This is a genomic window from Methylorubrum suomiense (genome assembly GCF_022179765.1).
Taxonomy (GTDB): Bacteria; Pseudomonadota; Alphaproteobacteria; order Rhizobiales; family Beijerinckiaceae; genus Methylobacterium; species Methylobacterium suomiense.
Genome location: NZ_BPRE01000007.1, coordinates 279,564 through 297,355 on the forward strand (window position 1 = coordinate 279,564; position 17,792 = coordinate 297,355).

General features: G+C 65.3%; 18 protein-coding genes. 12 read left to right on the plus strand and 6 right to left on the minus strand.

What is annotated here, in order from left to right; all coding sequences use genetic code 11:
- Window positions 1-15: 15 nt before the first annotated feature.
- The 5 genes from MFF26_RS13555 to MFF26_RS13575 all read left to right on the plus strand — a co-directional run bounded on the left by MFF26_RS13555 (window position 16) and on the right by MFF26_RS13575 (window position 5,664).
- Complete coding sequence (locus MFF26_RS13555) at window positions 16-756, plus strand: CpaD family pilus assembly protein (protein WP_137829975.1); 741 nt, start codon at window positions 16-18, stop codon at window positions 754-756.
- 64 nt (window positions 757-820) lie between these two features.
- Window positions 821-2,065, plus strand: a complete 1,245-nt coding sequence (locus MFF26_RS13560; RefSeq protein WP_137829974.1) for a CpaE/TadZ family protein — start codon at window positions 821-823, stop codon at window positions 2,063-2,065.
- Between the two features lie 45 nt (window positions 2,066-2,110).
- Complete coding sequence (locus MFF26_RS13565) at window positions 2,111-3,565, plus strand: TadA family conjugal transfer-associated ATPase (protein WP_137829973.1); 1,455 nt, start codon at window positions 2,111-2,113, stop codon at window positions 3,563-3,565.
- Window positions 3,562-4,533 carry a type II secretion system F family protein gene (locus tag MFF26_RS13570; RefSeq protein ID WP_137829972.1) on the plus strand — a complete coding sequence of 324 codons (972 nt, stop codon included), beginning with the start codon at window positions 3,562-3,564 and terminating at the stop codon, window positions 4,531-4,533. The genes MFF26_RS13565 and MFF26_RS13570 overlap by 4 nt, the downstream gene beginning before the upstream one ends.
- 159 nt (window positions 4,534-4,692) lie before the next feature.
- Window positions 4,693-5,664 (plus strand): type II secretion system F family protein, encoded by a 972-nt coding sequence (locus tag MFF26_RS13575; protein ID WP_137829971.1) that lies wholly within the window; start codon window positions 4,693-4,695, stop codon window positions 5,662-5,664.
- Between the two features lie 25 nt (window positions 5,665-5,689).
- Here the strand turns inward: MFF26_RS13575 and MFF26_RS13580 are convergent, their stop codons facing one another.
- Window positions 5,690-6,739, minus strand: coding sequence for a siderophore-interacting protein (locus MFF26_RS13580; RefSeq protein ID WP_137829970.1), 1,050 nt, complete (start codon window positions 6,737-6,739; stop codon window positions 5,690-5,692).
- Window positions 6,740-7,092: 353 nt separating this feature from the next.
- On the opposite strand from MFF26_RS13580, the gene MFF26_RS13585 reads away from it, so the two are divergent.
- The 6 genes from MFF26_RS13585 (at window position 7,093) to MFF26_RS13610 (ending at window position 12,907) form a co-directional block, all read left to right on the plus strand.
- Complete coding sequence (locus MFF26_RS13585) at window positions 7,093-7,311, plus strand: MbtH family protein (protein ID WP_137829969.1); 219 nt, start codon at window positions 7,093-7,095, stop codon at window positions 7,309-7,311.
- A 27-nt stretch (window positions 7,312-7,338) separates the two neighbouring features.
- Entirely contained in the window at window positions 7,339-8,277 is a 939-nt protein-coding gene (locus MFF26_RS13590) for a TauD/TfdA family dioxygenase (protein WP_137829968.1), read from the plus strand.
- 10 nt (window positions 8,278-8,287) lie between these two features.
- Window positions 8,288-9,109, plus strand: coding sequence for an ABC transporter ATP-binding protein (locus MFF26_RS13595; RefSeq protein ID WP_137829967.1), 822 nt, complete (start codon window positions 8,288-8,290; stop codon window positions 9,107-9,109).
- 77 nt (window positions 9,110-9,186) lie between these two features.
- Window positions 9,187-11,124 carry an iron ABC transporter permease gene (locus MFF26_RS13600; RefSeq protein ID WP_238308104.1) on the plus strand — a complete coding sequence of 646 codons (1,938 nt, stop codon included), beginning with the start codon at window positions 9,187-9,189 and terminating at the stop codon, window positions 11,122-11,124.
- 134 nt (window positions 11,125-11,258) lie between these two features.
- The gene (locus MFF26_RS13605) at window positions 11,259-12,068 is read left to right on the plus strand and encodes an ABC transporter substrate-binding protein (protein ID WP_137829965.1); all 810 of its coding nucleotides are present in this window, start codon (window positions 11,259-11,261) and stop codon (window positions 12,066-12,068) included.
- A 95-nt stretch (window positions 12,069-12,163) separates the two neighbouring features.
- A complete protein-coding gene (locus MFF26_RS13610; protein WP_137829964.1) occupies window positions 12,164-12,907 on the plus strand; it encodes a DUF4336 domain-containing protein in 744 nt (247 codons plus the stop codon).
- 95 nt (window positions 12,908-13,002) lie between these two features.
- Here MFF26_RS13610 and MFF26_RS13615 read toward each other — a convergent pair whose 3' ends face one another.
- Window positions 13,003-13,575, minus strand: a complete 573-nt coding sequence (locus MFF26_RS13615; protein WP_137829963.1) for a YgjV family protein — start codon at window positions 13,573-13,575, stop codon at window positions 13,003-13,005.
- Window positions 13,576-13,839: 264 nt separating this feature from the next.
- Between MFF26_RS13615 and MFF26_RS13620 the strand changes: the two genes are divergently transcribed.
- Window positions 13,840-14,835, plus strand: coding sequence for an SDR family oxidoreductase (locus MFF26_RS13620; RefSeq protein ID WP_137829962.1), 996 nt, complete (start codon window positions 13,840-13,842; stop codon window positions 14,833-14,835).
- Between the two features lie 97 nt (window positions 14,836-14,932).
- Here MFF26_RS13620 and MFF26_RS13625 read toward each other — a convergent pair whose 3' ends face one another.
- From MFF26_RS13625 to fdh3B, 4 genes are all read right to left on the minus strand, one after another.
- Window positions 14,933-15,415, minus strand: coding sequence for a hypothetical protein (locus tag MFF26_RS13625; RefSeq protein ID WP_238308105.1), 483 nt, complete (start codon window positions 15,413-15,415; stop codon window positions 14,933-14,935).
- A gap of 184 nt (window positions 15,416-15,599) precedes the next feature.
- A complete protein-coding gene (locus tag MFF26_RS13630; RefSeq protein WP_137829960.1) occupies window positions 15,600-15,839 on the minus strand; it encodes a hypothetical protein in 240 nt (79 codons plus the stop codon).
- Window positions 15,840-15,920: 81 nt separating this feature from the next.
- Complete coding sequence (locus tag MFF26_RS13635; RefSeq protein WP_137829959.1) at window positions 15,921-16,958, minus strand: formate dehydrogenase subunit gamma; 1,038 nt, start codon at window positions 16,956-16,958, stop codon at window positions 15,921-15,923.
- Between the two features lie 227 nt (window positions 16,959-17,185).
- Window positions 17,186-17,782, minus strand: coding sequence for a formate dehydrogenase FDH3 subunit beta (gene fdh3B, locus MFF26_RS13640; protein ID WP_108938525.1), 597 nt, complete (start codon window positions 17,780-17,782; stop codon window positions 17,186-17,188).
- Window positions 17,783-17,792 lie beyond the last annotated feature (10 nt).

Consider the following 17,792-nt stretch of genomic DNA (forward strand, 5'->3'; position numbering starts at 1 on the left):
AGAATCGAGAGACCGATGCGTTTCCCCGCTCACTTCCCTGTTCGCCCGATATCCGCGGTCGCGGTGTTGATGGTCGCTGGGTTGCTCAGCGCCTGTCGGGCCGACCGCGTTGCCACCACCGGCTCGACTTACCCGATCGACGTTCGCACCCGCCATCCGATCGTGCTGGCGGATTCCGATCGAACCCTCGACGTCTTTCCCACGGGCATCGGCCATCTTGATCCCCGCCAATCGGCCGATCTCGAGGCGTTTCTCGTCGAGTATCGCCGCTACGGACGCGGATTGATCACTCTCGAACTCCCGCGCGGCGTTGCCCCGGCCCTGGTCGGACCGGTTGAGCGCACCGGCGCAGCAATTCGTCGCGTCGGTGGGAATCTAGGCGTGCCGCCGGGCGGATGGTTGATCGGTGGTTATCCGATCGCCAACCCCGCCCTCGCGTCCCCAATCCGCCTCACCTTCCAGCGCATGCAGGCCAAGGTATCGAGCAAATGCGGGCTATGGCCCCGGGATCTCGGTACGAGCGACCTTCGTGCCGATTGGTCAAACGAGCCGCACTGGAATCTGGGCTGCTCGATGCAATCGAACGTCGCCTCTCAAATCGCCGATCCGATCGACCTCGTCCGCGGTCGCCCCGAAGGCCGCATCGACACCGTCCGGCGCACTCGCGACATCGACGATCTGCGCAATGGCAAGGATCCATCAACCGCTTGGCGGCAGGATGGGAAGACGAACGTCGCGAACGAGGTGAAGAACTGAGCAGCGGCACCCCCGCGCTTCGCCCCCCCTGTGATGTGCGATTATCGAACCGGAAACACGCGTCATGCCGGACATTCACGAGGCTACAGAGCGGACGATCGCCCCGGTGCCCCGGATCACGATCCAGGCCTTCTGTGAAACGTCCGAGACGGCGGCGATGATTGAGAGCATCGTCTCCGACCGGCGGATGCAGAAAGCGCATGTGAAGGTGCAGATGGGCGGTGGCGCCGCCGCGGTCGAAGCCTATCGCCACGCTCCGACGCCGAACGTGATCCTGATCGAATTTGTTGGGCCGAAATCGCGTCCGCTCGAATGCCTGGACCAACTCGCAGAGGTTTGTGACGAGGGCACGAAAGTGCTCGTGGTCGGACATGTCAACGATGTGTTGCTCTATCGGCAATTTATGCAACGTGGCGTGAGCGAGTACCTGATTGCACCGGTAGAGCCCGTCGTGCTGATCACGGCGGTGTCGGATCTGTTTGCAGCGCCGGGAGCCAAGCCCGTCGGTCGCACGATCGCCGTCTACGGTGCTCGGGGCGGGGTCGGTGCCTCGACGATCGCCCACAACCTGGCATGGACAGTCGCCCGGGAGCACGGCACCGCGACCGTGATCGCCGATCTCGACATCGCCTTCGGAACCGCGAGCCTCAACTTCAACCAGGACCCGCCCCAGGGCATTGCCGAGGCCGTGTTCGCTCCCGAACGCCTCGACGCCAACCTGCTCGACCGCTTGCTGTCCAAATGCGCGGACAATCTGAATTTGCTCTCCGCTCCGGCCACTCTCGATCGCACCATCGATCTGACCGAGCCGGCCTTCGACGCTTTGACGGATCTGCTGCGGGCGGCGGTGCCCTGCATCGTGCTCGATGTCCCGCATCGCTGGTCGGCTTGGACCCGTCGCGTCCTTGTCTCCGCCGACGAAATCCTGATCGTCGCCTCACCAGATCTCACGTCTCTACGCAACACGAAGAATTTGCTCGCGCTGCTTCAGGCGAGCAGGCCCAACGATGCTCAAGCGCGGGTCATCCTCAACGGCGTCGGGATGCCCAAGCGCCCGGAAATCTCCGCCAACGACTTCAAGAAGGCCCTTGATGCCGGCTTGCAGGCCAGCATTCCGTTCGATCCCGCTTTGTTCGGCACGGCGGCGAACAACGGTCAGATGATCGCTGAGGTGCAGGCAGGGGCGAAGGCCGCCGAGATCTTTTCGGAAATCGCGAGTCTCGTCACCGGCCGGAGCGAGGTGAAACGGGCGCGGGCGAACATCCTTGAACCGCTCTTGGCGCGCTTGGGCCGCAAGAAGGCATCGTAGGAATGTCGTCCTCTTCACTCTCGTCAGGTGAGGGCGAATAGCGCCATGTTCGGACGTCGCTCCAACTCTGTTCCCGCTGCTCCGGCCGCACCTGTCGTTTCGGTGGGGAAGGCCCTGCCGCCCGCGCCGGTGCTGCAGGATGAGGTGCGCCCCGCGCGTCCGGAAGCACCACCGATTCCGAAACCGGCACCGCCACCTGCCGCGCACAAATCCGAAGAGTATTTCCGTACCAAGAGCATGATCTTCGGGGCGCTGATCGAGGCGATCGATCTCGCTCAGCTCGCTCGCCTGGATAGCGAATCGGCCCGTGAGGAAATCCGCGACATCGTCACGGAGATCATCGGCCTCAAGAACATCGTGCTGTCGATCGCAGAGCAGGAGGAGTTGCTCGACGATATCTGCAACGACGTGTTGGGCTATGGCCCGCTCGAGCCGTTGCTTGCCCGGGACGACATCGCCGACGTGATGGTGAACGGTGCTGATCGGACATTCATCGAGGTCGCCGGCAAGATCCAGCTCACCAATGTGCGGTTTCGCGACAATCAGCAGCTGATGAACATCTGCCAGCGTATCGTCAGTCAGGTCGGGCGCCGCGTCGATGAATCTTCGCCGATCTGTGACGCACGCCTTCCCGACGGCTCGCGCGTCAACGTCATCGCCCCCCCGCTCGCCATCGATGGACCGGCCCTGACCATCCGTAAGTTCAAAAAGGATAAGCTGACTCTCGATCAACTCGTTCGCTTCGGCGCCATTTCGCCTGAGGGTGCGAAAATCTTGCAGATCATCGGCAAGGTTCGCTGCAACGTCGTCATATCCGGAGGTACGGGTTCGGGAAAGACAACGCTGCTCAACTGCCTCACGGCCTTTATCGAGAACGATGAGCGCATCATCACCTGCGAAGATGCCGCCGAATTGCAGCTTCAGCAGCCACATGTGGTCCGCCTCGAAACACGGCCCCCAAATCTTGAGGGTCAAGGCCAGATCACCATGCGTGATCTCGTCAAGAACTGCCTGCGTATGCGCCCCGAGCGCATCATCGTCGGCGAGGTGCGTGGTCCGGAGGCGTTCGATCTGCTGCAAGCCATGAACACCGGCCATGACGGCTCGATGGGAACGCTGCACTCGAACTCGCCGCGCGAATGTCTCGCTCGTATCGAATCGATGATCACCATGGGCGGCTTCTCGCTGCCTTCGCGGACCCTGCGCGAGATGATCACCGGTTCGGTCGACGTCATCATCCAGGCCATGCGCATGCGCGACGGCTCGCGACGCATCACCCACATCACCGAAGTGCTGGGGATGGAAGGCGATGTCATTATCACCCAGGATCTGTTCGTTTACGACGTGCTCGGTGAGGATGCGAGCGGCCGATTGATCGGTCGTCACCGTTCGACCGGGATCGGTCGCCCGCGCTTCTGGGATCGCGCGCGGTATTACGGCGAGGAGCGCGCGCTGGCGGAGGCACTCGACGCTGCTGCTCTGGCCGGAGAGGCGGCATGAGCATACCGAACCTTCCTCTTGTGGCAGGCTTGGTCGCCGTGGCGGCGGGGGCTGTCGCCTATGTCACGCTCATGCCCTTGCTTTCCGGCGAGCGCCGAGCGGAGCAGCGTCGTAAGTCGGTCGGCCAAAGCCGTTCCGTCAGCGCCGAGCGCGCCCTTGCTTCCAATCGACGGGAGCAGGTCGCTAAGAGCCTCAAGGAACTGGAAGCGAAAAAGGACAGCACCAAAGTTACCTTGGAGCTGAAGCTCGCCAGAGCGGGCCTTGATTGGACGCCACGAAAATATCAGGTTGTCTCGGTGCTGATTGCCGTGGCGCTTGCCTTCGGCGTTTTCTTAGTCTCCGACAACTTTTACGTTGCATTGCTGGCGATGTTCGCGGGCGGCCTCGGTGTCCCTGTCTGGATGCTGAAGCACCTGCAGAAGAGGCGCATCGCTGGCTTCATCGACGAATTGCCCAATGCCATCGACGTGATCGTCCGTGGCCTCAAGTCCGGCATTCCCCTCGGCGATTGCCTCCGGATCATCGCCCGCGAGGCGAAAGAGCCGCTGAAATCGGAGTTCAAGGCTGCGAACGAGGCTCAGACACTTGGCCTGTCGATGTCGGAGGCGATTCAACGCATGTATGAGCGCGTGCCGGTGACGGAGGTCAATTTTTTCGCCGTAGTGATCGGTATTCAAGCCAAAGCGGGCGGCAACTTATCTGAAGCCCTTGGTAATTTGTCGCGCGTTCTACGCGAGCGCAAGAAGATGGCGGGCAAGGTTGCAGCTATGAGTATGGAGGCAAAGGTTTCTGCGGGAATTATTGCGGCGCTTCCTTTCGTGGTGGCTTCAACGACCTATTTTTCAAATCCTGATTACATCTCTCTCCTGTGGACGACCTGGATCGGAAAGGTGGCGCTCGCAGCATCTGGTATCTGGATGGGTCTCGGGATCTTGATGATGCGGAAAATGATTAACTTCGACGTTTGAAGATAGTCGTTATTTTAAGGGGCAATAGACATTCTGTGCATCGCACGGTGTGACGCGGCCACCAGCATGCTTCCCGGAACTGCAACATGCTTGCAGTGATACCACGAGCCCAGTGAGGGGTTCCGGAGCGGTGGCGCGGAGGGGACGAAGAGGCGAGTGATGCTGGAACAGATGGTCGAAACGGCTTTTCAGCCGCGCTCTATCGCCGCCGTGCTGACGGGCATTGCTGCTGCCGCGACAGTCTACACGCTCGTTCAGCCGCTGCTGGAAACGGATGAACTCGGCAAGCGCATGAAGCTCGTGAGTGACGAGCGCGAGCAGATGCGGGTGCGTGAGCGGGAGCGGCTTTCAAATCGCGTAACACTGCGCACGGAGCCCAAGGCTTACATGAAGCGGGTGGTGGAGCAGTTTAACCTCACACGCTGGCTCGGGACAGAGACAGCCAAGGCAAAACTGGTTCTGGCTGGCCACCGCGGCGCGGGCGCCGAAACAGCCTTCCTCTTCTTTCGCCTCGTGATGCCCATCGGCGTCACCATTGTGGCCTTGTTCTACTTGTTCGTGCTGCAAGTCCTCGACCAGCCTCTCATGATTCGTGCCGGGCTCGTGGTGCTGGCGGGTTTCATCGGTATGAAATTGCCCGAACTCTACCTAAGCAACCTCACCTCCAAACGGCAGGCACAGATCCGTCAAGCTTGGCCCGATGCGCTCGATATGTGCTTGATCTGCGTCGAATCGGGAATGTCTTCGGAAAACGCGTTCCGTCGGGTCAGTCTCGAGATTGCGACGCAATCGGCCGTCCTTGCCGAAGAATTGGCGTTGCTCAATGCAGAATTGTCATATCTGCCGGATCGGCGTGTGGCCTACGAAAACTTGGCCCTGCGTACGGGCCTGGAGCCGGTGAAGTCACTCACCACAGCCCTCATCCAAGCAGAGCGTTATGGCACACCGGTGGGGCAGGCCTTACGCGTGCTGGCCCAGGAAAGCCGGGACATCCGCATGAACGAGGCGGAGAAGAAAGCCGCTGCACTGCCGCCGAAGTTGACGGTCCCGATGATTGTCTTTTTCCTCCCGGTCTTGTTCGTCGTCATCATGACGCCGGCAGCCATTCAAGCTTTTGCATTGATGAAGTGAGGCGTCGAGCCCGCGAAAATCGATCTCAGCGCGTCGTCGGCTCATCCCGGTCCCAATAGCCCACGACAAGATGTTTCTCTCGGCTCAAGCCCCGCTCGCTGCGCAAAATGCGGCGCAGAGAGCGGGCGATCGTCGATTCACAGCCGGCCCAGACGAAAACGTCGGCCGTCATCGGAAATTCGAGGCGCCGCACACTGTCGATAAGCGGGCTCTCGGCATCTGCCCGTCGCTCGAGCCACCGCACAGGCACGCCCTCAAAGGCACGCAGGGGATAGTGCGTCGCTTCGCTCTCCGCCTCAAGCAGCACGATGCCCTGCGCATCGGCGGGCATGGCGTCCAGGATGCGGGCAATGGCCGGTAGGGCCGTCTCGTCGCCGACGAGCAATGTCCAGGCGGCGGGTGACGCGGTCCGACCTAGGGGGCCGGCGATGCCGCAGATCGCGCCGGGCTCCGCATGCAGGGCGAAGCGCGCCCCGGGGCCAGGGGCGTCGTGCAGCACGAAATCGATCTCTACCGTTTTGGCCTCGGCGCGGCGGATCGTGTAGTAGCGCATATCCGGGCGCCGAGTGGCGTCCGGCCAGATCGTGCGCCCGTCGGGTCCCGGGCGGGGCCATTCCGGACGCGCCACGTCCGGCGGCGGCAGATAGAGCCGCACGTGCAGGTTCTCATGATCGGCGAAGCGGCCGAGATCCGCACCGGTAAAGGTGAGCCGACGAAGGCGCGGGGTGAGCGATCGGCCCTCGACGAGTCGAAGCTCGCGAAAGTTCGAGAAGGTCTCGGCCCCCGCCGTGAAGCCCGACCAGACGATCTGGGGGGGATCGCCTCCGGCGAAGTCGACGACGTTGGACGCGACCACGGAGCGCATCATCTCCAGGCCCCCCTCGTCCGGCGCTTCGACCCGCACCCGGAGGATGCCCCCATCCGGCTCGAGCGTGGCATCGCCGAGGCCGAGATGCACCACGACGCGGCGTCCTATCCGGTCGTGAGCGACATCGTGAGCATTCATGTGATCAACGAGATCGGCGACGAGCCGTTCGGGATCCGACAATGCCACCGCGGCCTCGGAGAACATCATCGCGGATCGGCTCCTGTCGGCACATCGAGCAACACATCCGGCCAATCCGATTGGTCCGTCCGCGCACGTTGGATCACATCCAAGGGCGAGAGTTGTTGCTGGGTCGAAGATAAAACACCTCACTAACTAAGAGACGATCGCTCCGAGCGTCAATCAACAAATCGTCCCGCGTCGAGAAGCGGACAAAGCTGCATATTTTACTTATTCCAGACTGGAGCACAGAGTCGCCCAAGAGCGGATGGGGACGCCTAAATTTTTCGGATCCCGGGTCGTCACCGCTTCGAGTCGCTTCGAAGGACCCCGCTTCTGGCGGTGTGTTCGAAGCCGAGCGTCATCGAAGCAGGGTGAATCCGATGAGTTTCGACCGCGACGACATCCAGTTCCACGTCGTCGTGAACGACGAGGACCAGTACTCGATCTGGCCCGACTTCAAGCCGACTCCCGAAGGATGGCGCCGCGTCGGCGTCAGCGGGGACAAGGCCACCTGCTTGAAGCACATCGAGTCCGTCTGGCTCGACATGCGCCCGCGTAGCCTGCGCGAGGCGATGGACCGTGACGCCAGCCGCGCCTGAAACCGCCGCTGATCGAGGAAGCCGACCATGACCGCTCTCGCACTTCCCGTCCTGCTCCAAGGCGATGGCCCGTTGATCCGGGCGAAGGACGCACGCGATTCCGAGATTCGCGACGCGCTCGGCGCTGTCGGCGCTGTCCTATTGCGCGGTTACACGGTCGAGAGCGTCGAGGCATTTCGGGCTTTCGCCGCCGCCTTCGGCCATCCGCTTCTCTCTTATGAGTTCGGCTCGACGCCGCGCAGCAAGGTCGAGAGCGGTGTCTATTCCTCGACCGAATATCCGGCGCATCGCGAGATCCCGTTACACAACGAGCAATCCTACACGCGCGACTGGCCGCTGCGGATCTGGTTCCACTGCGTCACCGCCTCCCCTGAAGGAGGAGCGACCCCTCTCGCGGACAGCCGTGCGATCTACCGCGCGCTCGACCCGGATTTGCGGGACCGGTTCGCGCGGAATGGGCTTCGCTACGTGCGCAATTTCGGCAACGGCCTCGATCTGCCCTGGACCAAGGTGTTCAACACCGAGGATCGAAGCGCCGTCGAGTCCTATTGCCGGGATCACGCCATCGACTTCACTTGGAAGGAGGATGGTGAGCTGCGCACCAGTCAGCTGTGCCAAGCGGTGGCCAAGCATCCCCGCACCGGCGAGGATGTATGGTTCAATCAGGCCCACCTGTTCCACGTCTCGGCCCTCGACGCGGTGGAGCGCGAAGTGCTGCTGGACACGGTCGGGGAAGACGAACTCCCGCGCAACGTGTATTTCGGCGACGGGAGCCCGATTCCCGATGCGGAGCTCGATGCCGTGCGCGCCGTGCTCGATGCCGAGAAGGTGAGCTTCCCGTGGCAGGCGGGTGACGTGCTCATGCTGGACAACATGCTGATCATGCACGGTCGCGAACCCTATGCGGGACCGCGCAAGGTCGTGGTCGCCATGGCCGAGGCCCACGGGATGAGCCGAGCAGCATGAGCGTGACGGCATGAGCGGCGCCATCGCGCTCGAAGGTCGGACGCTCACCGTCGCCTATGGCGGGCGGCGGGTTCTCGACGGCCTCGAGGTGGCGATCACCGCGGGCGGCGTAACGGCCCTGTGCGGTCCGAATGGATGCGGAAAGTCGACGCTGCTGCGCGCTCTGGCCGGATTGCAGCCCATCCAAGCCGGCAGCGTGAGGATTGACGGGCGCGCGCTCGGCACGTTGCGACGCCGTGAGCGGGCCCGCGCGCTGGCGCTGCTGGCTCAGGCCAATGAGGTCCCGGCGGGGCTGACGGTGTTCGAGCTGGCGGCCTATGGGCGTCACGCCCATCGCCCGTTGATCGGCGGGCTCTCGACGACCGATCGCACCGCGATCCTCGACGCTCTCTCCGCCACGGGCCTGCGCGAGCATGCCGCCCGTGACGTCACGGCCCTCTCGGGGGGCGAGCGGCAACGCGCCTGGATTGCCATGGCACTCGCGCAGCAATGCCGCGTGCTCCTCCTCGACGAGCCGACGACCTGGCTCGACGTGCGCCATCAGGTCGAGCTGGTCCTGGCCCTCAAGGCTCTCAATCGCGAGCGGGGCATCACCATCGTCTGCGTGCTGCACGACCTCAACCAGGCTGCGGCCTTGGCGGACCGGGTGCTGCTGATGCAGGCGGGCCGCATCCTCCATGACGGTCCGCCGGACCAAGTGCTGACGCCGGACAATTTGGCCGAGGTCTACGGCGTCGAGATGTGGCGGCTCGACCACCCGGAATCGGCGGCGCCTCTCTGTGTCCCGGCTTTCGCTCCGGTGCGGCACCGGTCCCACGAATTCCGCTCGTGACGGTCCTGGCAGCCGAGCGGCCAACCTTGGTTCGGCCCATACCCCGTCTCCGGATTGGGCTCCCGATCGCCGCCTTCGTGGCGCTCGTCGCCTTGGCCCGGCTCTGGCCGACTTGGCACGCCCTCACGACTGCGCCCGGCCCGGTCGAGGCGGAGGCCGCGCGCTTCCTGCTGTGGGAATTGCGGCTGCCGCGGGTTCTCGCCGGGCTCGCGGCGGGTGCGGCCTTCGGTATGGCCGGCGCCCTGTTTCAGGCGGTGACGCGCAATCCTTTGGCGGCGCCGGACCTCCTCGGGGTCACGGCCGGAGCACAGGTCGGTGTGCTCATCGGTCTGACCGTGCCGGCGCTGGCAGGCTTTGCCGGCCCCCCGCTCCTTTTCGTCTGCGGTCTCGGCGCCGCGAGCTTGGCTTTGCTGGCGGCCGGTGGTTGGCGTGCCCCTCCCCTCCGGCTGCTCCTCGCAGGAGGCGCCTGCGCCTTGCTTCTCAGCGCCGTCCTCACCGTGATGCTGGCTCTCTTCGAACAGGATATTGCCGGCCTCGCACTCTGGAGTGGCGGGGCGCTGTATCAGCCCGGCGCCGATGGTCTTGTCGAGGCGGCCTGCTGGCTGTTGCCTCCGCTCGTCGCGCTTCCCTTCCTGGTGCGCGGACTCGATGCGTTGGCTCTGGGGGATGACGCCGCCACCGGCATCGGCGTCGCTGTGCTGCCGGTTCGGTTCGCGGGCGTGATCACGGCGACGGCGCTGACTGCCTTCGCCGTAGCCCTCGCCGGGCCCATTGGCTTCGTCGGCCTGATCGCCCCGAATCTTGTCCGCGCCGCAGGAATCCGACGGCTGACCGCGCTCATCGTCCTTTCGGCGCTGGTCGGCGGTGGCCTTCTGCTCGCCGCCGATGGCGTGGTCGCTGGCCTCGGCTTTTCGGCGGGGCTCTCGACGGCGGTCGCTACGGCTCTCGTCGGCACGCCGCTGCTTCTGATTCTGGTGGTACGCGGACAGTTGCTCTCGCCGCCGGATCGGACGGAGGCCGCCGCCTCGACCCGCGTCGCTTCCCTCGCTGTCGTGGCGCCCGCCCTTGGTCTGGCGCTGGCGGCTCTGTCCGCCTTCGGCCTTGCCTGGGGTGAGACGTGGCTCGCCCCCGCCCGCTGGGTTACGGCCTTCGCGGGCGGCGACAACGAGGCGGCGTTGATCTTAAGCATTCGCGGTCCCCGCATCGCGGTCGCGGCGATCGCCGGCATGATGCTGGCGGCCAGCGGTGTCGTTCTCCAGAGCGTGGTGCGCAATGCTCTGGCCGGGCCGGAGCTGTTGGGCGTCACGCAAGGGGCAGCGCTCGCAACCCTCGTCGGGCTTCTCACTTGGCCCCTGATCGGACGGCCCGAGACCTTCGCGTTGGCGCTGGTAGGGGGGCTCGCCACGCTGGGGCTGATCCTGCTCATTAACCGTCGTCGCCGGTTCGCCCCGCTCCCCGTGGCATTGACCGGCCTCGCCTTCAGCGGCTTGTTCGCGGCCCTGACCTACGCCGTCATCGTCGAGACCAGCGCGCAACCCGCCCGTGCCCTCATCTGGCTCGTGGGTGGAACCTATGGCCGGGCTTGGCCGGACGCGGTGGCGCTGCTGCCGTGGCTCCTGGTGAGCCTGCCGGCGCTGGCGCTCCTGAGCCGGCCGCTCGATCTGCTGACGCTCGGGGAGGACGCGGCTGCCGGGCTTGGTCTCAACGTCGCACTGTTGCGGGCCCTCGGCCTCGGGCTCGCCGCCATGCTCGCCAGCGCGGCGGTGGCCATCGTCGGCCCGTTGGCCTTTGTCGGATTGCTCACACCCCACCTTGCCCGCCTCGTCGGCTTTCATGCTCACGGGGATCGGCTGCCGGTGGCGATGCTTCTGGGGGCGCTCCTCACCATCGGTGCCGACATCCTCGGACGGGTCGCCTTGGCGCCGAAGGAGATTCCGGCCGGTGCGCTGACGGCGTTGATCGGGGCCCCCTACTTCCTCTGGTTGATGTCCCGCGGCCGAAGGGGAACACAGTGACCGGCTTGCCGAATCGCCGCCATTGCCTCGCCTGGGGGCTCGCGTCGGCAGCCGGGCTTGGTCTTCGCGCGGCCTCCGCCTCTGACCTCGTGGTTCGCCGCTCGGCAAACTTGCCGACCGCAGCGCGACGGGTCGTGGCGCTCGAATTCCTTCTGGCCGAGATGCTCGTGGCGGTCGGTCGTCCGCCCGTCGGCATGTCCGATCCGGCGCTCTATCCCGGCTGGATCAATGTCCAGACCGAACGCCTCGCCAACGTGGCCGATGTCGGCACGCGTCAGCAGCCGAGCCTCGAAGCCATCGCCCGCCTCAAGCCCGACCTGATCCTCGGACTCACCTACCGCCACGCACCGCTCTTCGACGTGTTCGAGAGCATTGCTCCGACCGTCCTCCTCGACTTTGCCCCCGAGCCACCCAGAACGCGTCTCGACTCCGCCTTCGCACTTCAGAGGATGATCGGTGAGTTCGTCGGTCGGGATGCCGAAGCCGTGCGGGCCGAAGCTGAGGTGTCGGCGGGCTTCGATCGGGATGCCGCACGCCTCGCGGCGGCCGGACGCAGCAATCGGCGCCTTGTGGTTCTCCAGGAATTGGCCGGGCTGGACACCTACTGGGTCTTCACTGGCGACAGTCTGTCCGCGGGTCTGGCATCGCGGCTCGGATTGCGATTCTGGCCGTCCGAACGCAGCCGCGAGGGCGTACGCCCGCTGACATCGGAGGAACTGCTCGGTCTCGACGATGCCGATGTGATGCTCGTGAGCATGACCGGGCCAAACGTTTCGCTGGACGCCAAGACGCGCAGCGCCGCGTGGCAGCGCGTGCCGGCTCTGCGATCGGGCCGTGTCGGGCTCATCGAGCGCAACATCTGGAATTTCGGCGGGCCCGCCTCGGCCCTGCGCCTGTCGAACCGGATCACCAATCTCATGTTGCGGGCGCCCGCTGCAGGTTGAGCCGACGCTCCGGCAGTCAGAATCGAACCGATGTTGTGGACGCCGATCCTGTGAGCGTCCATCCGGGACGGCCGAGACGATGCCACGGCGATGCCTTGACCGATCCGACCTATCCGCCCCTCGACACCTTGAAGCCGGTCGCGCCCGACCTCTGGATCGTCGACAGTGGTCCCCTCCCCGGCATCCTGCCATTGCCGGTGCGGATGACGGTGCTGCGCTTGGGCGACGGCTCGGTCTGGCTTCACTCGCCCACGCGATTCGATGAGGCTCTCGCCCGGTCCATCGAGGCCATCGGACCCATTCGGCACCTCGTTGCCCCGAACATCGCCCACTGGATGTTCCTCGGGGCATGGCAGCGGCGCTGTCCTGCCGCCATCACCTGGGCCCCGCCGGAACTGCGCCGTCGGGGTCAGGTACGACGTCAGATCGAGGCGGGAGCGCTGCGGATCGATCGCGATCTGGGGGAGCAAAGCCCGGAGGAATGGGCCGCGGACATCCGCCAAACCGTGATTCCCGGTGGCTTCGGTTTCCGCGAGATCGCCTTCTTCCACCCCGTTTCGCGAAGCCTGATCCTCACCGATCTGGTGTTGAACCTCGAGCCTCGAAAGCTTCCCTTCCCTCTCCGGCTGCCGATGCATCTCATCGGGGCTACAGCACCGGATGGGCGTGCGCCGATCTATCTGCGCCTCGCCATACGGTTCGGCGGTCGGGCCGCTTCGCGGGCCGCTGCTGCGCTCGTCGCGCTGGCACCTCAGCGGGTGCTTTTTGCCCACGGCGCGTGGTTCGAGCACGATGCCACGCCGGCCCTGCGTCGCTCCCTTCGCTGGCTGTTACGTTAGAGAATGGTCTCGGATTTAAGATTCGAGATGACCCTAAGGCTTCAGGTCGCCTCGCCTTTTAATGAAGGCCGTTACCCGCTCGAAGAGACGGCGCTCTACGCGGCCGAAGCCAAGCCGGCGTTCCGGGTGCGGGAGCCGCGCTTCAGGGCGATGGCAAGGGCAGAGAGCGTGAGGCAATCGCAGGTCAGGCCGAATACCGAGCCGACCAGCAGATTGTGGACGGCCCAGCAGGACGAGGCACCCAGGAACAGGCGGCGCATGGCCTGCGGCTCGGCCTGCAGGCGGGCCAGCGTCGCCAGGAGCGCACCGATCCCGGCACAGGCCGAGGGCCAGCCATTCCAGGTGGCCAGCGTCAATCCGGCAGCGACGACGCTGGAGCCGGTAAAGAGCGGCACGATCCAGGCCGGGCGTTCTCCGTTGCCGATGGCGTAGGCCGCGACCAAGCTCTGCAGGATCGAAACGGTGCACATGGCCGTGCCGGTATAGGCGCCCAAGCGGAAGAAATGCAGGGCGAAGCAAAGGGAGCATGCGGCCGCGGTGACCAGGATCCAATCCCGCCTCGGCATGAGCCCTGACGCGAAGCCGAGGCTGAGCCCCAGGGCCCCGAAGAGGTCGAGGTGAGGCAGGACGGCGTTCGCCAGGAGGAAGCCGAGATCCGCGGCGGTCATGATGGGCGCTTCGTGTGATGCGGTGACTTGGGCTGAACCGGCGTCCGGTCCCGAACCCGTGACGGCGCGCGTCTTCGCGCTCGTTTGCACGTCGCTCCGCTAGGGGCAGCCAATGAAGTGATGGTTAACGAGAGTGGCCCGCGCTCGTCGCTGTGGTGCGGCCGCAACGCCCGGAACAGGGGCATCGAACGGGTGGTTCCCGCTCAGGATCTCAGCTGAAATCGCAGCGAGATTGCCGTCCGAGCGAAGTGAGGAACTGCGCCCGTGAAATTGAAATCATTGCGCGATCAGGTCGTCGTCGTCACAGGTGCCTCAAGCGGCATTGGTCTGGCGACCGCACGGCGAGCGGCAGAACGAGGGGCCCGGGTGGTCCTCGCAGCCCGCAGCGGTGACGTGCTCGACGACATTGCCCGTGAACTCGGCCCCGATGCGCTCGCCGTGGTGACGGATGTGGGGGAACGCGCCGATGTCGAAAATCTGGCCGAACGGGCTGTGGCGGCGTTCGGGCGCATCGATACGTGGGTCAACGTCGCAGGACTGACGGTCTATGGCCCCCTGCGCGAGATAGAGCAGGCCGATCACGAGCGCCTGATCCGCACCAATTTCTGGGGCACGGTCAACGGCTCTCTGGTGGCGGCCGAGCATTTGCGGGCGGGAGGCGGCGCGCTCGTCAATGTCGGCAGCATCGCCTCCGATCTCGCCTTTCCGTTCCAGGGGCTCTACGCCGCCTCGAAACATGCGGTGAAGGGCTTCACCGATACCCTGCGGATGGAGCTGATCGCGGAGGGAGCACCGATCTCGGTGACGCTCGTCAAGCCCGCTTCGATCGACACGCCGCTGCCGGCACGGGCGCGCAATTACATGGATCGCGAGCCGATGCTGCCGCCGCCGATCTACCCACCGCGGGAGGTCGCCGCGGCGATCCTGCATGCCGCCGAGCATCCGGTGCGCGACATCGTCGTCGGTGGTGGCGGGAAGCTGTTCACGGCGGGCAAGGAATTCGCGCCCGGTGCCTTCGATCAGCTCGCACCGGCGATCATCGCCATGCAGAAGCGGAAGGATCCCCCGCGTGAACCGGAAGGGGCGTTGCACGCGCCGCGCAATGCCGGACGCGAGCGCGGTGACCAGCCGGGCTACGTCCAGCGCACCAGCGCCTATACGCGGGCGAGCCTACACCCGCTGGCGTCATCGGTTCTTGGTATCGGCGTCGCCGCGACCGTCGCGGCGATTGCAGTCGGCGGGGGACGCCGCCGAAGCTGACGGAATGAGCGTTCGCTGTTCTGGCTCGCCCTACTCCCCGGATGCGGGGAGTAGGATCCCGTATTGAACCGTCCCTGCCTGGACGGAGGCAAGGCCGCTACGGCTGCGAGTATTTGAGATCGAGCGCCGAGAGAGCCAGCAGCGGCGGGGGCATGATGACACCGGCAACCCGCATGGCACGAGCGGCGGAGCGGCAAGTCGGCAGATCGTTGGCGGCGGCTGCCGCCTCGATCTTCTCGATCGTCGCCTGATCAGGCTTCGGGCCGGGGGCGGGCGTGGCGGGCGCGGGCGGAACCTTGGCATCGGCGTTGGCGCGAGCGCGGGGATCGGTCGCCGGGTTGGTCGCAGCGTTCGGCGTCGTCGCAGCGGTCTGCGGGTCCGTGGGCTTCGCATCCGCGGGACGATTGGCTTCCGACTTCGGTCCACCTTCGTTGACCGGGCCGCTCAGGCCAGCGGACTTCTCGGTGCCAGCGGCTTGAGCAGGCTTCGCGCCCGCCGTGTTGCCGGAGGGGTTCGACACGGCGGTCGCCTGCTGGGGCGGCGTCACCGCCGCCTGCTTGGCAGGCTCAGGCTGTTTCACGAAAGCCACCAGCTCCTGGCACAGATTGGCCGGCTTACCCGGCTCCGGGGCTGGGGGAGGCGCGTCCTGTGCGACGGCCAAGCCGACGCTGAAGGAGAAAGCTGAAAGACCAGCCGCCAACCGACGGGCGAGGAAGGACGAGATCATGGGCGGTCCCTGGATACGGAACGGTGATCGGGACGGTTCACGAACGCTTGGGGTTCGAGGCCTCGCCCTCGGCCTTGCCGTGCGGCTCGGACTCGAACTCGTCGGGGCGCGGGGCGCCGTTCCAGCGCGGGCCGACGAGGTTGGTGCCGGGCTCTGACACGCGCGCACCCGAGGTCGCGAAGGCCTGATAGGCGAGCTTCTGGCTGCTGTTGAGCGCGAACATCGCCAACACCCCGAGGGAGATGGCTGCGATCACGGCGACGGCGAAGGCTTTCATGGGGGCGGTTCTTTCCGAGGAGCCCAAGTGGCTCCAGTTCGAAAGGCTGGCCGGGACGGCGGGTTTCCGCCGCCCCTGGACTTACTCGGCCGGAGCCGGATGACCCTTGAGCTGCGGGCCGCTGGCGGTGCGGGCCTGCTCCTGCTCGACCCAGAGGTCGTGGTGGGCGCGCGCCCAAGCCAGATCGACCTTACCGCTGCCCATGGCGTCGTAGGCGCCCTCCATGCCGAGCGAGCCGATATAGATGTGGGCCAGGATGCCGGCGATGAAGACGATGCCGATCACCGAGTGGACCACCTGCATCAACTGCATCCCGTTGATGTCGGTGAGGGCGAAGGGGAAGATCATCATCAGGCCGGTGACGCTCATCGCGGCGCCGAAGCCGGCGACCATCCAGAACACGCCCTTCTGTCCGGCGTTGAAGCGGGCGGCGTGGGGATGGCCCTTGCCGATCAGGCCGCCGCCGGCCTTGAGCCAAGCGATGTCGATCTTGTTCGGGATGTTGTCCTTGATCCAAAGGACGAACATGAAGGCAACGCCGAGCATGAACGGCCACGCGAGATAGATGTGGCTGTACTTCGCCCATTGCGCCAGCGCGCCGAACGCATCGGGGCCGATCAGCGGCATCAGCAGGCGCTTGCCGAAGATGTAGTTCAGGCCCGACAGCGACAGGATGATGAAGCAGGTCGCGGTCATCCAGTGCGTGAAGCGCTCGAAGGCGTTGAAGCGCAGGATCTTCTTTCCGGATTCCTGGCTGTGCTCCATCATGATCCGGCCACGGAACAGGAAGAAGGCGCCGAGCGCGGCGATCATGCCGAGGATGACGAGCCCGCCGATCCACGGAAGCCAGCTCTCGCGGAAGTTCCGGTATTCCCGGCCCTGGGGCTGGATGAGGTTGGCGGCCTTCTGGTCCGGGATCGAGATCCGACCCTGGATCTTGTCGGACTGCTTGAACAGAAATTCCTCGTTGACCGAATCCGCGGTCGGTCGCGCGCCCATCGGGTTCACGCCGTCCGCCTGAATCGGGTTCTGCGCGAGGGCGGGCGCGAGCGCCGTCGGACCTGCGACGAGCATCGCGGCTAGAAGAAAAGTCTTGAGGAAGGTTACTGCCCGCCGCATCGGCGTTCCTTTCCGAATCCTTGTCGAGACGCCGCCGAGCCCGCGCGACATTGGCGTCCCATCCATCCCCCTCATCCTGAGGTGCCGCGAAGCGGCCTCGAAGGAGGGCTCAAGAAACCTTCGCGATCCCTGGAGCCCTCCTGCGAGGGCGCCGCTTCGCGTCGACACCTCAGGATGAGGTCGAGGGTGGGAATACGGTTCGAGGGCAAAAACCCTCGAACCGAACGTCAGATCGCGACGGTCTCGCGGTAGGCCGTCTTCCAGCCCCAGGCGCCGGAGCCGTAACCGCGCTTGATGACCCGCTGCTTGTAGATCTCGGCGATCATCTCGCCGTCGCCCGCCAGAAGCGCCTTGGTCGAGCACATCTCGGCGCAGAGCGGCAGCTTCCCCTCAGCGAGGCGGTTCGAGCCGTATTTCTCGTACTCGGCGGTCGAGAAATCCGCCTCGGGGCCGCCCGAGCAATAGGTGCACTTGTCCATCTTGCCGCGCGAACCGAAGTTCCCGACCCGCGGATATTGCGGCGCGCCGAACGGGCACGCGTAGAAGCAATATCCGCAGCCGATGCAGATGTCCTTGGAGTGCAGCACCACCGCATCCGCGGTGGTGTAGAAGCAGTTCACGGGGCACACCGCCGCGCAGGGCGCGTCGGTGCAGTGCATGCAGGCCATCGAGACCGAGCGCTCGCCGGGCTTACCATCGTTCAGCGTCACGACGCGGCGACGGTTGATGCCCCACGGCACCTCGTGCTCGTTCTTACAGGCGGTGACGCAGGCGTTGCATTCGATGCAGCGATCCGCGTCGCAGAGGAACTTCATGCGGGCCATGGTTCAAGTC

Excerpts from the sequence above, each read along its gene's own strand:
- MFF26_RS13555 (WP_137829975.1), top strand. The coding sequence starts at position 16 with ATGCGTTTCCCCGCTCACTTCCCTGTTCGCCCGATATCCGCGGTCGCG.
- MFF26_RS13560 (WP_137829974.1), top strand. The coding sequence starts at position 821 with ATGCCGGACATTCACGAGGCTACAGAGCGGACGATCGCCCCGGTGCCC.
- MFF26_RS13565 (WP_137829973.1), top strand. The coding sequence starts at position 2,111 with ATGTTCGGACGTCGCTCCAACTCTGTTCCCGCTGCTCCGGCCGCACCT.
- MFF26_RS13570 (WP_137829972.1), top strand. The coding sequence starts at position 3,562 with ATGAGCATACCGAACCTTCCTCTTGTGGCAGGCTTGGTCGCCGTGGCG.
- MFF26_RS13575 (WP_137829971.1), top strand. The coding sequence starts at position 4,693 with ATGCTGGAACAGATGGTCGAAACGGCTTTTCAGCCGCGCTCTATCGCC.
- MFF26_RS13580 (WP_137829970.1), bottom strand. The coding sequence starts at position 6,739 with ATGATGTTCTCCGAGGCCGCGGTGGCATTGTCGGATCCCGAACGGCTC.
- MFF26_RS13585 (WP_137829969.1), top strand. The coding sequence starts at position 7,093 with ATGAGTTTCGACCGCGACGACATCCAGTTCCACGTCGTCGTGAACGAC.
- MFF26_RS13590 (WP_137829968.1), top strand. The coding sequence starts at position 7,339 with ATGACCGCTCTCGCACTTCCCGTCCTGCTCCAAGGCGATGGCCCGTTG.
- MFF26_RS13595 (WP_137829967.1), top strand. The coding sequence starts at position 8,288 with ATGAGCGGCGCCATCGCGCTCGAAGGTCGGACGCTCACCGTCGCCTAT.
- MFF26_RS13615 (WP_137829963.1), bottom strand. The coding sequence starts at position 13,575 with ATGACCGCCGCGGATCTCGGCTTCCTCCTGGCGAACGCCGTCCTGCCT.
- MFF26_RS13630 (WP_137829960.1), bottom strand. The coding sequence starts at position 15,839 with ATGAAAGCCTTCGCCGTCGCCGTGATCGCAGCCATCTCCCTCGGGGTG.
- MFF26_RS13635 (WP_137829959.1), bottom strand. The coding sequence starts at position 16,958 with ATGCGGCGGGCAGTAACCTTCCTCAAGACTTTTCTTCTAGCCGCGATG.
- fdh3B (WP_108938525.1), bottom strand. The coding sequence starts at position 17,782 with ATGGCCCGCATGAAGTTCCTCTGCGACGCGGATCGCTGCATCGAATGC.